10 protein-coding genes are annotated in these 15,360 nt (G+C 54.5%); 8 read left to right on the top strand and 2 right to left on the bottom strand.

Going from position 1 to position 15,360, the window contains the following annotated elements; genetic code table 11:
- Positions 1 to 438: 438 nt before the first annotated feature.
- From AC1MEE_RS16075 to AC1MEE_RS16100, 6 genes are all read left to right on the top strand, one after another.
- The gene (locus tag AC1MEE_RS16075; protein ID WP_480410594.1) at positions 439 to 780 is read left to right on the top strand and encodes a transposase family protein; all 342 of its coding nucleotides are present in this window, start codon (positions 439 to 441) and stop codon (positions 778 to 780) included.
- A gap of 7 nt (positions 781 to 787) precedes the next feature.
- On the top strand, positions 788 to 1,618 hold the full coding sequence (locus AC1MEE_RS16080) for an ISL3 family transposase (RefSeq protein ID WP_480410595.1): 831 nt from the start codon (positions 788 to 790) through the stop codon (positions 1,616 to 1,618).
- 74 nt (positions 1,619 to 1,692) lie between these two features.
- Positions 1,693 to 2,931 carry an ISL3 family transposase gene (locus AC1MEE_RS16085; protein ID WP_480410596.1) on the top strand — a complete coding sequence of 413 codons (1,239 nt, stop codon included), beginning with the start codon at positions 1,693 to 1,695 and terminating at the stop codon, positions 2,929 to 2,931.
- A gap of 227 nt (positions 2,932 to 3,158) precedes the next feature.
- Positions 3,159 to 4,724, top strand: a complete 1,566-nt coding sequence (locus AC1MEE_RS16090) for a methyl-accepting chemotaxis protein (RefSeq protein ID WP_480410597.1) — start codon at positions 3,159 to 3,161, stop codon at positions 4,722 to 4,724.
- A 290-nt stretch (positions 4,725 to 5,014) separates the two neighbouring features.
- Complete coding sequence (locus AC1MEE_RS16095; protein ID WP_480410598.1) at positions 5,015 to 5,680, top strand: hypothetical protein; 666 nt, start codon at positions 5,015 to 5,017, stop codon at positions 5,678 to 5,680.
- A gap of 431 nt (positions 5,681 to 6,111) precedes the next feature.
- On the top strand, positions 6,112 to 6,756 hold the full coding sequence (locus AC1MEE_RS16100) for a hypothetical protein (protein ID WP_480410599.1): 645 nt from the start codon (positions 6,112 to 6,114) through the stop codon (positions 6,754 to 6,756).
- An 85-nt stretch (positions 6,757 to 6,841) separates the two neighbouring features.
- Here AC1MEE_RS16100 and AC1MEE_RS16105 read toward each other — a convergent pair whose 3' ends face one another.
- The gene (locus AC1MEE_RS16105; protein WP_480410600.1) at positions 6,842 to 8,542 is read right to left on the bottom strand and encodes an autotransporter outer membrane beta-barrel domain-containing protein; all 1,701 of its coding nucleotides are present in this window, start codon (positions 8,540 to 8,542) and stop codon (positions 6,842 to 6,844) included.
- A gap of 1,111 nt (positions 8,543 to 9,653) precedes the next feature.
- Here AC1MEE_RS16105 and AC1MEE_RS16110 point away from each other — a divergent pair.
- Both AC1MEE_RS16110 and AC1MEE_RS16115 read left to right on the top strand, forming a co-directional pair.
- The gene (locus tag AC1MEE_RS16110) at positions 9,654 to 11,519 is read left to right on the top strand and encodes a hypothetical protein (RefSeq protein ID WP_480410601.1); all 1,866 of its coding nucleotides are present in this window, start codon (positions 9,654 to 9,656) and stop codon (positions 11,517 to 11,519) included.
- A 63-nt stretch (positions 11,520 to 11,582) separates the two neighbouring features.
- Positions 11,583 to 14,582 (top strand): hypothetical protein, encoded by a 3,000-nt coding sequence (locus AC1MEE_RS16115; protein WP_480410602.1) that lies wholly within the window; start codon positions 11,583 to 11,585, stop codon positions 14,580 to 14,582.
- Positions 14,583 to 14,659: 77 nt separating this feature from the next.
- On the opposite strand, the gene AC1MEE_RS16120 is transcribed toward AC1MEE_RS16115, so the two are convergent.
- Complete coding sequence (locus AC1MEE_RS16120; RefSeq protein WP_480410603.1) at positions 14,660 to 15,346, bottom strand: alpha/beta family hydrolase; 687 nt, start codon at positions 15,344 to 15,346, stop codon at positions 14,660 to 14,662.
- Positions 15,347 to 15,360 lie beyond the last annotated feature (14 nt).

Consider the following 15,360-nt stretch of genomic DNA (forward strand, 5'->3'; position numbering starts at 1 on the left):
CAACACGTTGGCTCAGTGGAATGCGATTATCGGTAGGAGGGCCCGCCCCGTCTTCGACGCCGCGCTGTTGCGCAGCAAACTGGGGCTCGATTCTGCCCGGAGGGCGTAGGAGCTGACTTGTCTGCGAAGGCCATGCGGCGAGGTATGTCTGACACACCGCAATCCTGTGGGAGATCCCGCCGCGTCTTCGACGCCGCGCTGTCGCGCAGCAAACTGGGGCTCGATTCTGCCCGGAGGGCGTAGGAGCTGACTTGTCTGCGATAAGGGCCGCAGGACCTTCCAGCGATATCGTGTCCAGCCATTTTGCGACTGCTTCGCAGCCGATCGCAGACAAGTCAGCTCCTACAAATTTAAAAATATTCACTTCATATATTTCAATCACTTACAGGTTTTTTGAGGGGCTTCACCGTTTTGAGTGGGTAATCTATTCTCCTCCCCATGAGAGATATTGATTTATATGCCCAAATTCTTGGGCTCCAGGCACCGTGGAAAGTGGTCGCAGTTAACCTTGACCGTGCGTTGGGGCAAGTCGTTGTCGGCGTTGGAGTATCTGATGCTGCTGCGTTCACCTGTCCGCAATGTGGCCTGCACGCTTCGCGTTATGACAAACGCAAACGTCGTTGGCGGCATCTTGATACGTGTCAGTTCGTGACCATTCTAGAGGCTGAGGTGCCCAGAGTTCATTGCGCCGAGCATGGCGTGGTGACTGTCGAGGTCCCGTGGGCAGACGCTGGTTCAGGTTTCACCTTGATGTTTCCAGACAAGCTGGGGCAGCATTGACCGGATCATGGCTCGCGCCGTCAGACGCGGATTGGCGCGTCGAAAACCGTTATCACCGACCCAGATATGTGTGGACGAGACTTCGTTTCAAAAGCGTCGCGAGTACGTCACCGTGGTGACCGACCCCGCAACGGGTCAGGTCTTGCATGTGGAAGACGGCAATCTCACCCAGAGCCTGGAAGCGTTTTATACGAAGCTCAATAGCGACCAGAAGCAAGCTATTACGGGCGTTTCGATGGATATGTGGCCCGCCTTTATCAGCGCGACCCAGCGTCATATTCCGGATGCCATGCACAAAATAGCGTTCGACAAGTTCCATGTGGCCAAGCTGTTGAGTGAGGCGTTGGACAGAGTGCGTCATATGGAGAACCGCGAGTTGCTAAAGGCCGGCTCCACGGTGCTCAAGAACACGAAATACGTCTGGCTCAAGCGGGCTGAGAACATGACTGAGCGACAACAGGCAACCTTCGAGTCGTTGCGAGAGGGTTCGTTGCGTACAGCCAAAGCGTGGGCGATCAAGGATCTGGCCATGCAGTTGTGGCGAGGTAAGGATCGGGATGAGGTCGAACAACAGTGGAACCACTGGCTGGAATGGGCCTTGAACAGTGGGCTGCCACCGATGTGGAAAGTCGCCAAAACGATCAAGCGACGACTGTGGGGCATCGTCAACGCCATCGTGTTGAACCTGCATAACGGTCATGCAGAAAGCATGAACGCACGCATTCAACGGCTCAAGCAACGCTCTTGCGGGTTTCGAAATCGGGAGCGTTTTCGCAATGCCATTTACTTTCATTTTGGTGGTTTGGATTTATACCCGGAACGTCTCCAAAACTCATAACACCCACTTGATCCGGTGAAGCCCCTTTTTTGAGGGGCTTCACCGTTTTGAGTGGGTAATCTATTCTCCTCCCCATGAGAGATATTGATTTATATGCCCAAATTCTTGGGCTCCAGGCTCCGTGGAAAGTGGTCGCAGTTAACCTTGACCGTGCGTTGGGGCAAGTCGTTGTCGGCGTTGGAGTATCTGATGCTGCTGCGTTCACCTGTCCGCAATGTGGCCTGCACGCTTCGCGTTATGACAAACGCAAACGTCGTTGGCGGCATCTTGATACGTGTCAGTTCGTGACCATTCTAGAGGCTGAGGTGCCCAGAGTTCATTGCGCCGAGCATGGCGTGGTGACTGTCGAGGTCCCGTGGGCAGACGCTGGTTCAGGTTTCACCTTGATGTTTGAAGCATTGGTGATCAACTGGATCCAGGAAGCCAGTATTCAGGCGGTCTCGCGTCAACTCCAGACGAGCTGGGGCAGCATTGACCGGATCATGGCTCGCGCCGTCAGACGCGGATTGGCGCGTCGAAAACCGTTATCACCGACCCAGATATGCGTGGACGAGACTTCGTTTCAAAAGCGTCGCGAGTACGTCACCGTGGTGACCGACCCCGCAACGGGTCAGGTCTTGCATGTGGAAGACGGCAACCTCACCCAGAGCCTGGAAGCGTTTTATACGAAGCTCAATAGTGACCAGAAGCAAGCAATTACAGGCGTTTCGATGGACATGTGGCCCGCCTTCATCAGCGCGACCCAACGTCATATTCCGGATGCCATGCACAAAATAGCGTTCGACAAGTTTCATGTGGCCAAGCTGTTGAGTGAGGCGCTGGACAGGGTGCGTCATATGGAGAACCGCGAGTTGCTAAAGGCAGGCTCCACGGTGCTCAAGAACACGAAATACGTCTGGCTTAAGCGGGCCGAAAACATGACCGAGCGGCAACAGGCAACCTTCGAGTCGTTGCGAGAGGGTTCGTTGCGTACAGCCAAAGCTTGGGCGATCAAGGATCTGGCCATGCAGTTGTGGCGAGGTAAGGATCGGGATGAGGTCGAACAACAGTGGAACCACTGGCTGGAATGGGCCTTGAACAGTGGGCTGCCACCGATGTGGAAAGTCGCCAAAACGATCAAGCGACGACTGTGGGGCATCGTCAACGCCATCGTGTTGAACCTGCATAACGGCCATGCAGAAAGCATGAACGCACGCATTCAACGGCTCAAGCAACGCTCTTGCGGGTTTCGAAATCGGGAGCGTTTTCGCAATGCCATTTACTTTCATTTTGGTGGTTTGGATTTATACCCGGAACGTCTCCAAAACTCATAACACCCACTTGATCCGGTGAAGCCCCTTTTTTGACAGAAGCCAACTTGTTGGCGAGACGCTAAATCAGGCGCAGAAATTATCAGACAGCAGCGCAATCTGTGGGATCAGGCTTGCAACTACGCGTCCCGCTGCGAATGAATCGACTCATCAGTCATTTTTAAAACCCGCTCAACCTATCGACCTTGCGGCCGATAACCTGCAAAAGCCTCCTGCGGATCGAAAAGCCCATGCGTAATAACCAGCCTGTCACCCAACGCGAACGGACGTTTCCCGCGCATCAGCGGTTGATCTCCACCACTGACGCCAAAGGTGTAATCACCTATTGCAACGAGGCCTTCGCCGAGATCTGTGGGTTCTCCAAGGAGGAACTGGTTCGAGCACCGCACAATACAGTCCGTCACCCGGATGTGCCCTCAGCGGTTTTCGAGCACATGTGGAACACCCTCAAGCAGGGTCAGCCATGGATGGGGATCGTCAAGAATCGTTGCAAAAACGGCGACCACTACTGGGTCAACGCCTATGTAACGCCGATGTTCGAGAAGAATCAGGTGGTGGGCTATGAATCGGTGCGGGTCAAACCCACCACCGAACAGATCCGTCGCGCGGAAGCCTTGTACCTGCGCGTGAACCAAGGCAAATCAGCGGTTCCTCGTCGGAACCAGTGGTTGCCGGTGCTGCAGGATTGGCTGCCGTTCATCATGGTCAGCCAATTGAGCTTCATGATCGGTGCCTGGTTGAACTCCAACTGGGGTTTCGCCCTGGCCGCCGCACTGTCGGTGCCACTGGGGCTGCTCGGTTTGAGCTGGCAGCAGCGCGGCACCAAGCGCCTATTGCAGTTGGCCGGGCAAACCACCTCGGACCCACTGATCGCCCAGATGTACACCGACAGCCGCGGGCCGCAAGCGCGTCTGGAGATGTCGATCCTCAGCCAGGAAGCACGCCTGAAAACCTGCCTGACTCGCTTGCAGGACACCGCCGAACACCTGAACGATCAGGCCCGGCAATCCGACACCCTCGCCCACGCCAGCTCCTCCGGGCTTGAGCGTCAGCGCGTCGAGACCGAGCAAGTGGCCACCGCCGTCAATCAAATGGCCGCCACCACTCAGGAAGTCGCCAGCCACGTGCAGCGCACCGCCGATGCCACCCAACAAGCCAACCAATTGACCCGTCGCGGTCGTGATATCGCCGGCGAAACCCGCGAAGCAATTCAGCGCCTGTCCGCCGCCGTTGGCGAAACCGGCCTGACCGTGACCCAACTGGCCAAGGACAGCAACGAAATCGGTAGCGTGGTCGACGTGATCAAGGGCATCGCCGACCAGACCAACCTGCTGGCGCTCAATGCCGCCATCGAAGCGGCACGCGCCGGGGAAATGGGCCGGGGCTTTGCGGTGGTTGCCGATGAAGTTCGCCAACTGGCGCAACGCACCACTGAATCCACCGGGCAGATCCACGGCCTGATCGCCAAACTGCAACAAACCGCCAACAGCGCCGTGCAAACCATGGACGCCGGCCACCGCCAGGCAGAAGAAGGCGTCGCCCGGGTTCTGGAGGCTGACAAAGCACTGGTGGGCATCAGCGAAGCGGTAGCCAACATCACCGACATGACCACCCAAATCGCCGCCGCCACCGAAGAGCAAAGCGCCGTCGCCGAGGAAATCAGCCGCAACATCAGCACCATCGCTCAACTGGCCGATAAAACCTCCGACGAAGCCCGCCGCTCGGCGCTGCTGAGCGAAGAACTGACCAGCACTGCGCATACTCAGTACTCGTTGGTGGAGCGGTTTAATCGGTAACAGGTGTTAGTTTTAAAAGAGACCCCGACAGACTTGGTTTGTTGGGGTTTTTTATTGGATAAGTTTTGTAACATTCGAGCAGGCGCCGACCGCCTACACAAACGGATAGTCACTTTCGGATAGTTGACGGTTTTCTCTCGATTCTATTAGTTGATTTAAAGGTAGGGAAATACCTGACAGCCACCTCAACAGTGGCTATCAGATTCTTCTGCCTGACAAAATCAACCATTAACGACCTAGGACCCACGCCACATGAAATTGGCTTACCTATGTCAGAAGGAAATCGAAAAATGAACAATGAACGTCAATTCGGATTGATTGCACCCACCGTACCCATCGCAGATGCCGACGGTCTTATTAAAACCGTAGACCTTGAGAGCGATGTCGTCATCCACCTTCCTGTCTGGTATGGGGCAAAAGAACGCGACACTTATCAATTGCTACTGAACGGCCAACTCGTTGGCAACTTGGAAAGCTTGCCGAATCCAGTGCCTGAAGAAGGGACCGAACTAAGTTTGGTAATTTCCGTGGCCACTCAGCTCAAAGTGGATGGCGCTTACACTGTCGGTTATCGTACGACGACCTTTCCCGGTAACATGCCAACTGACTCCGCGATGACGACAATCCACGTAGACCGCACCCCACCCGGCGCAACCCTGCTCGCCCCCATGATGTTCCCGAACGTCACCTTGGGCGAAACCCTGACGGGCATGGTTCCTGGCTACGCCGGCATGCAAGCAGGCGACATCATCCAAACCCTGTGCAACGACACTCAGGGCCCAACCCTCACCGTACAAGCGGAGAACCTGACGACCTCACCCGTACACATCCAGTTCGAGCGCTCATTCCTGCAAACGCTGGATAGCGATGAAGTAACAATTGGTTACTTGGTCACCGACCGTGCAGGCAACACATCGATCCCATCGCAGCGCGTGAACTTAACACTGCAACTATAAGACAGCTCCTTGTAACCCCACCTAACAAAGCCCTGGCGACTCACTCGCCGGGGCTTTGTTTTTCACCTGCCATAAGCACCTTCCTTTATGCTCGTAGGAATTAACCAATATTTGTAAGTTAACTCCTACAACACTTACACTCACACCTTAGCGACCTACCCAACGAAACAGTCAGCCTTGACAAGCCCACGCACATACTATTACGTAACCTCGCCTCCACCTAAAACCAACTACTCACAAACCGCATCAATTTTTCTTACTACAATATCCATGGCGAAAATCCCGCAACAACAGTGTAACCTTACAGCAAGGGCCATCGCCCGGTCACACACAGCAATGTAATTTTTCAGGCATAAATCACCATTGCAGCTTATAAATTTGATGTTGCAGCACTATCAACATTTACGTCCGAACAGTAAGGAGTATTGAATATGGATGATCAGCATCCGCCTGGCTCTCCTCCCTTCAAGCCGAAAAAGCTTACGACGAAGGGTAATCGTCCGGCTCGGCGAGACAGTCCAAGCAAACCCGGCGCACCCACTGGCCCCCAGTTACCGGCAGAGCCTCCGGGTTGCGCCAAAGAGAACTCATCAACCGAGGAGCTGGCGCTTAAGTACGCCCACCCCTTCCCGGCTGAAAATCTCGTCGAGGGCACGCTCCCGGCCCTGATTTCTGATCCTCTGGAAGCGCCCTCATTAGAAGCGGTCGATCCTGCGTCGATTACCCGGGAGCAGGTGATCGCCGGCATGAAGGTACTGATACCTGGCTCTTCCCAGTTGAATCTCGGCGATGAATTCAAACTGCTTTGGGGCAGCAGAGTCTATCCAGCCCAAACCGTGAATGAGGAAAATATCAACCAGCCGATAATCGGGACAGAATGGGCCGTACACACCCCTGAAGCACATCTTCCGCAAGGCAACGTCAAAGTGTGTTACGACGTGTATCGCAATGGTCAACGGATCGGTACTTCAGCGATCCTACATGCCAATGTACCTAACTGTTACACCTCCAGTGAAAAACAGCGTAAGCGGAGACGATCCATCAGGCGCAAGCAGCAGCGGCGCGCGCCACTTTGACGACATAAGGAAAGCCCCCGGCGAGCGATCACCGGGGGTTTTTAGGGTGCGGCTTCAGAACAGCGAAGCGGTTGGTTTCAACCCATCAAAACGCAAACCGCACGCCAACATTCGCCCCCCACGGCTGCTCGACGTTATCACCCTTCATGTAATCGAAGTCGGCGTGAACCTGCAGGTTCTTCGACAGCGACACCGCCACACCAGCCCCCAACTCGGCACGCGACCCGAACAGGTCGTTATTGAAACGAGTGTCGTTAACCCTCACCTCGTTGCTGCGGGCGAACTCGTGAGCAACTGCCGCACGCAGGTAAGGCTGGAGCACTCCGCCGTCCTTGAGCGCGATATTGCGGCCGACCGAAGTACCGACCTTGCCCAGTACTGACTGAGTACGGTCGTTCTTCGCCTCCAGCCCGTTGTCCAGGGTGTAATGGTCGCCCTGAACCAGCACGGCGGCCATCTGCGCGAAGGGCTCGACGAAGTAGTCATCGGCCAGTTTGATGTGTTTGCCGAACTCCACCGAACCACCGACCCCGGTATTTTTGTAATTTCCCTTGGCCTTGGTGTCGTCGCTCATGGCCACCTTGGACTCGTTGTGGAACTTGTTGAGCTTGAGCACACCATCGAGGTAGTAACCCTCCTCTGACAACCAGGTGCTGTACAAACCAACGTAGTAACTGTCAACGTCGCCCGACGTACCGCGACTCAAATCCAGATCAGACTTGCTATAGCCGCCGAGCATACCGACCAGCAACTGACCGTTACTCACCGGAACCGGAGCATCCGCACCGAACGAAAAGCCGTTTTGCCGCTGCTTGTAATCGATTCCCGCCCCCGTGGTCGCATTGAAGCGATTGCCATAAGCACGAATCCAGCCCCCGCCCTGACCGCTACCACGCACTTCGCCCATACGACTGCGCAGGGTCGACAGCTCGCTCATCCAGATATTCGGCGCTGCGTTGAACAAGGCCAGCGCACTGTTCGTCGAGGGGCTGGTGGTTTTGCCATCGCCGACGATGAACCAGTCATTGCCCTGCTGTTCCAGCAGATAGGAGTACGCCCCCAAATCCACCCGGCTACCCAGCAGACTGAACTGCGCATCCCCGCCCTCGGTATGCACCACCTGTAATGGCTGAATATCCGGCGACACGGTCTCAACGCCCGTGTTTTGAATATCCAGCGTGAAGTCACCATTGGCCTGCCCGTTGACCTCCAGCAGGTCGCCGGCACCGACGTCCAGATCGATGTTCATGGCAAATGTACCGCGACCGGACAACTCCCCCAGCGACAACGTATGAAACCCGTCCGCACCAAAGCTCACCCCGCCGCCGTTGAGGTTCAGCGTCTTGACCGCGCTATCACCAACCATCTGCCACTGCGCGCCGGAGTTGATCGTCAGATTGTTTCCATTGACGATGTTGCCAGTCAGCTGCGCGCCGTTCTGCAGCGTGACATTCATCGTGCTGGTGTCATCGGCGACGAGGTTGCCGTTGAGGGTGCTGTGGTCGACGGTGAAGTTGGCGATGCTATGCCCTTGGACCTCCAGCAAGTTGCCGTTACCGGTCAGGAGGGTTGAGTTGTTTTGTACGGTGATATTGGCGATGGCGTCGTCCCACTTCGAATAAGGAACGACCTGAATAGCCGGCCCGTTGACACTCTCAACAGTAGAGCCATCAAGTATGAATGTGCTTGCATCAAACTCACCAACGCTCCGTGGAATATATCCAGTCGATGAGATCGATACACCCACACTATCGCCGCGGACAACACTGCCGTTCGTGACAATCACATCTGCCTCCCTTATATCAAGCCCAATGCCTTTACCATTGGCATTAGACTCACTTACAACTTCGGTATTGCTCATCATCGCGGTACTTGAATTACCAACCAACACTCCGATGCCAACGCCAAAAATTTTGCTATTGCTGAGTTCAGCGGCAGACCCGGCAATAGTCGGTCCCACTCCACTTGACTGAAGAGCCAATCCGGTACCCGCCGAACTGATGATTATTCTATCCGCCTTTAGCACGCTAGCAGATAGATTGAGTCCAGTCTCACCCGATATACCAGCACTTACAGATCCACCATCAATATTGATCGTAGATTCACGTGCGACGATCCTTCCAACATCAGCATTATTGATATTTAACGTAGCGTTACCACTCACCTCATAATTATGGCCGGTCGATTCATTTACATCCGTTACCCCACCAATAATCGTTACAAGATCCGCACTTGCTACCCCGCTCAACGATATTCCAACCGAAACCCCTATTACGTTTAAAGCGAGGCGATTTCGGGGCGTATTACTCTTAGCTTTCAATATCCATACTCCATGCTGAAAATCAGAATGGCTATTCTCCAAAACCGCTTTCCTCGTCCTATCCCCCACGCTCCTTTCGTGGCGTAGGCAATTTCCCAATAAAATGACTTCTTTTCCTACAGACGCTTTACATGGCACGGACCATCTAACGGCGGACATGTAAAAAACAATATTTATTAACCACCACCCTTGACACCGCATCTGCACCACGATTAGGTCGTTTGCAGATGGGGCAAATGCTCTGTCGAGTAATCAGCGTCAGCAACGTCCCTTTCAGGTTCTATTGCTGACACCTATTATTTCTTGAAACGAAATAATTCCTATCGAGGCGCCACTCTTGTAATACGTTTCCCACAAACAAAATATTTATCTACCACCCTATTGACACCCAATCGCGTTTGCGATTAGTTCGATAAAAGATAGAGCTAACGCCCTATCCACATTGCACCCACACACGGCATTTGCAGCCAATACATCAACTTTTTCAGTCAAAAAAGTTGCCGGCTTCTTATTGCCTTTTACAAAGGCGGCAGACACATAGACCGTTCATGTCGCCTTCATTATGGAGAATCACCTTATGTGTAATTCACGCAAACGCTCATTGGTCACTCGTCGTAAAGGAAGTGGCCCTCGCGCCCTGGCTGCACCGGTAATGCCCTTGGCCGATCCAATCGATGGATTGCTGACACTCGAAGACCTTGAACAACCGATCATTGCCACTTTGGTGGCGTGGGACGAAGCCTTGCCGGGCGATACCTACCAATTGCTCTGGAATGACGTGCTTGTCGGAACAGAAAAAACCATTGGCACCGACGATGGACCAGGCACTCCACTGACCCTCGACATCCCTGCGGCTCTGTTGCTAAACGATGGCACCTATAAAGTCGCTTATCTGGCCACCAACGTCAGTGGTGGCGCAGGTAATAAATCGGACAGCAACCCTCTTATCGTTGATAGAACACCTCCCGGTGGAAGCCTCTTGGCCGCGATGATTTTCCCGTCTGTCGTTAACGACGGCGTACTGACCTCGGCCGAGCTGACCGAACTGGGTGATGTGCTCACCGCTGAAGTTCCTGGCTATGCCGGTATGGCGTGGGGCGATCATATCCAGACATTCTGGGGTACCAAAACAGGGCCGGAACATACAGTCGTTGAAACCGAAGTGACCCTGGATCGAGTAATGATCGACTTTACCCGTGCCTTTCTGGAAGAGGTCGGCGATGTCACCGAACCTGTTCACTTCATTGTTACCGACCGTGCTGGCAACATATCGATCAAGTCGCAAACGAAGACTTTCCGTCTGTTCTTGCAGCCCATTCCAGAAGACTTCCCGGCACCGATCTGCGCTCAAGCCGATGACGGGCTCATTGATGATGCCGATGCGCGCGCCTCCGTTGCCGTGGATATCCCGCAGTACTCCAATGATGTGCAGGTGGGGGACAAAATCACGTTGTATTGGGGCGCCATTGCGCTGCCCGAGGCGGAGGTCAAGGACGGGGATGAAACCGAGAATCCGATTTTCAGTATCAACGTCCGTTACTCGACTATTGCACTGTCTGAGGATGGTGAAGTGGCGCTACGCTATGAAGTACGACGCAATAATGTGTTGATCGGCAGTTCACTGGAGCTTTCCGTCAACGTCAACCTGAAATTGCCGGGGCCACAGGATCCTGATCCGGAAACTCCAGAAAACGAGGGCCTTGATCTACCTATTATCCGCGGCACCAGCGGCAATCCAAATAACGACGATAACGTCATTGATGAAGATGACTTCCTGCTTGAGGCCAAGGCCATTATTGGCTGGAAAGATGAGTTCGTTATCAGTGATGAGATTCATTTGTTTTGGGGTTCTCAACCCACACCGATCGATTTCTCGATCAGATCCGTTGACTTGGATAAAGACCTGATACTGACGATTCCCAATGATTTGATGAAAGACGAAGGATCGGGTGAAGACATCAAGGTTTACTACACCGTTACCCACGCGGGTAATCCCAATACCTCGAAGTCGTTTTCGCAGTCCGTTGCCGTCAGATCTGAAGGTGACTTACCCGGTGGCGAGGATGGATTGACCGGGCCAGTATTTACCAACGCAAATGAATACAACGCCATTGGTCCCATTCAGAACCCGGATGGCACGCCTATTTTCATTGCCCCTTATGAAAATATCGATAAATACCCGCGAGTCACAGTGGTCTTCCATGGCTATAACGCGGCCAACGGCAGCACTCCCGTACCGGGAGCCAGCATTGAAGAAACCCATACGTTGGATGAGGGCGAAATGGTTAACGGCTATAGCTTCCGTGTTCCAAACAATAAGTTGCGCCTTATTTGTACGGGTCGTGCTGAAGCCTATTACAAAGTAGACGGTCCGCAGGGCCCGGTTAACTCTCGAACCACCGACGTTCTTATTCGCATGGCCATTCCCGGCGAAGGTTGTTAATAAATGAAACAGGCGAGTCTTTATAGGCTCGCCATCCAGACAATAACAAACAGGACATCCAACATGAACAATCTCACTAAGGCACTTCTTCCCGCACCCGCCATGCAAAACCTGCATGACCCCAGCGGTATTGGCTATGCAGACACACTGGACCCTAAAGTCCCATTATCCGTCCGAGTTGGCCCATATACCCTCATGGCCGTGGGCGATATTATCGATTTGTATTGCGATGATATTCGTGTCGTCAGCTACACGATTAAAGAAGATGACTTACCCCCCGAAACGCCGTCATACATCGTGCTGGCACTGGATCAACAATACATTCATCCCGAACAGATAACGCTGTTTTATAAAGTCACCGAACCTATTGGTGGTGGACAAAATGAATCGTCGCTGGCAACGATCAGGGTCAAACTGACACTCCCAGGCGGAACGGACACCAACCCTTCAACGCCGTGGGAAAACGAAGCGTTGGCCAACGCCACCATCATGCCTCCAGGCATTATCAGTTCCCCTGAAGGTGTCAGCGTCACCATCGATCCTTATAAAAACATGGAAGTCGGCGACAAGATCACCCTCTCGTGGCACGGTGAATTCATCCGGTACGAATTAAAAACGCAAGATGAAGTTGGCCACCCGGTCGTACTGCCTGTGCCTAAAGAAGTGATCGACGCCGCTGGCGACTCCGATATGCTGGAAGTACGCTATGAGATCCGCGACGTCGTCAACAATTGGTCACGTTGGTCTCTCCCGACCTATGTCGAAGTCGAAGCCGGTAACTCGACCCTGCCCGCTCCCGTCGTACCCCAAGCCGCCAATATGGAGCTGAATCTGGAAACGCTCGCCGGCGCAGATGTTCAGGCACTGGTGCTGTCGTACACGGATATTGACTCCACCGACGACATCACCCTCACCGTAGAGCGCAATACTGCTGAAGGGATGGGGCTGGAACCCTATGTCACTACGAAACCAGTAGGCACATCGATTGGATTTGTGGAGTTCTTGATTCCCAACGAGCAATTCGAGCCGATTGCTCAAGGCCGGGCGCGGCTCAAATACACCGTAAAAAAAGCATCCGGTGAAGAGCAACGTTCCAAGAGCCTGCCTCTGAAAATCGTGGGTGAAGCCCAAGTCCTTGCGCCACCGAAACTGCCTGCCGCCGAGCAGAACAACGGCGTGCTCGACCCAGCCTCGCACAATGTCGTTGCGCAGGTGCCAGCCTATTACTTCATGGCAGACGGCAACGACGTAACACTTGTGTGGATGGGCAAAACAGCCGGCGGCGCCAACGTGATTCATGAGGAGGTGAAGAATCTCAACCATGATGACGTTGGGCAAACGCTGGAGTTCTTGATCCCGGACGATAAAGTCAGCGCCCTGGCTGGCGGCTCACTTGAGCTGTATTACACGGTCACTACTTTTGCCCGGGCGTTCTTCAAATCACCTTCTTTGCATGTGCCGGTGAGCACTGGCGGCGGAACCTTGTTGCCCGCGCCCGCTGTCGATCATGCGAACGCCGATGGTGTCCTCGACCCAGCCGATATCGTGCTTGAAGCGGTGGTTCGCATCCAGCCTTATACCGGTATGGCTCCGCTGGATAAAGTGACGCTGCACTGGGATGGCCGAGCACCTGACGGGGTGTACAGCACACACACCACGCTCAACAGCGGCAACGTAGACAAAGAAGTAGTCTTCCGAGTCAAAAAGCAATACGTCGACGCTAACCTCAATGGCAGCGTCGATGTTTGGTACGAAGTCGAACGGGGAAATCGCACGTTCACTTCGAACAAATTGCCGCTCAAGATCGGAGAGTCGGTGATCACTCCCCTACCCGACCCCACCGTCAAGGAAGCCAAGCCCGACGGCACACTTGACCCTGCCGACACCACAAATGGCGCAACAGTGGTGATCGGTGCCAGCGCCAACTTGAAAGCAAGCGATGTCGTTTCTGTTTTCTGGAAGGGCGCAGGCGGGAGCGATACCAAAGAGAAAAACATCGCTGGCGACCAAGCGGGTAAAGAGCTGACGGTGATCTTTGCCAGCGCATTGGTCACTGCGAATGTCGGGAATAAGGTCAGCATCTCCTATGACGTAAAACGCGCCACGGGCGGCGATCAAAGTTCAGGCGTACTCGAACTCCTGGTCACCGCCGGTCTATCCAATCTGGAAAAGCCGCTAGTCCTGGGTGTTATCGACGACGTTTTAGTCCCTGAAACCGTCCCCGAAACCGGCGTAACCGTCACCGTCCCGCGTTACACCGGCATGGCTGGCAAGGACAGCATTATCGTGAAATGGGCGGGCGGACAGGCGCATACCACAGCGCCGCAGGTGGTCAGCGCCGCCGAGCCTATCGACTTCACGGTGCCCAATTCAGTCGCAGTGGGCAGCGCTGGCGGCTCGGCTGCGGTCACTTATGCGGTCACACGTGGGAACGCTGCGCCTGTCGAATCCGCTGCGAACAGGTTCAACGTGCAAGCACTCACCCCACCGTTGGATTTTGGCGGCGATCATTCGCTTGCAGTGCCGGGTTATGTGGTTGCTGAAGGGCGACCACCGAAGTCACCACCTGCCAATGCGGTGTATACCCGTGTGGCGACGGGGGGTGTTCCGCCTTATACCTACAGTTCCAGCAACAAGGCTTGTGCAGTGGTTGAGGAAGCCAGCGGCCAGGTGACTATGGCGGGCAATGGCACCACGACCATCAGCGTCACGGATTCGAAGGGGGCGACAGCCAGCTATACACTTGTTACTTCTGGCGCGCGGGTGTTTTTCCAATTGGATAACTCGCCTCGGAACTACAGAGGCTACATAAACTTTTGCAACGCCAGCAATGCCCACTCCGTAAGCCCTGAGGACATGCGCACTGTCTACAACACTTACGCGGGTGAAAACCCTGCTGTCGATGCGGTATTGGGCTGGAACTCCAGCTTCTGGACGAATCGAGAGGTCAAACCCGGCAACAGCGACTCATTCGGTAATGCCTACGTGTTTGTCATGCATAACGGAGGAGACGTCATCAACCTCAAAACCATGCATCACCACTGCCTGGGCATCCGGAAGTAAAACTTCATAAACCCGTTTGGTAGGACATTACCCATAAGGGTAATGTCCTACTTCTTTCAAATATCGACGCTCCTCATTCAGGAAACAAACTCAATTATCTTTTCCACCGCAGTATCCAGATGCTGCGCATGGGTCAACCCAGACGCTTTCAGCGGCTTCAAATCATGGTTACCCGACGCCAGCCAACACACCTCTATCGCCGCAGATAGCGTGTAACCGTCCACCGTCAGGCGATTCCCCATCGGATCCCATTCCCCCTGCACGATCAACGTCGGCGTCTTCAACTCAACCAGATGCGCCACCCGTGCCTTATGCGGTTTGCCGATGGCATAGAACGGATAGCCGAGGCAGACCAGCGCATCCACTTCCAACTCATCGGCTAACTGACTGGCCATCCGCCCACCCATGGATTTTCCGCCGATGGCCAGGCGCCCAGCGACCTGTGGTCGCACCTGGGCGTAGACCTGCCGCCAGCAGTCAAGCAGTTGAGCTTGCGGATTGGGCGGACGTCTGGTGCCGTCGATGCGGCGTTGGGCCATGTAGGGGAATTCGAAGCGCAGGATGTTGACACCCCGTGCGGTAAGGCGTGCAGCCATGTCGTTCATGAAGTCGCTGTCCATGGGGGCGCCCGCGCCATGGGCCAGAATCAGAGTCGGCGGAGTGCCTTCACCCCGTTTCTGCGTCGGATTCCATATCCAGCCGTGGGTGTGTGCCAATTGCGCACATTGATCCCCGTCAATACCGGCCCCTTGCCCTTTGCTCATGCTTGCCTCGCTTT

The sequence above is a fragment of the Pseudomonas sp. ASL3 genome (genome assembly GCF_056680425.1).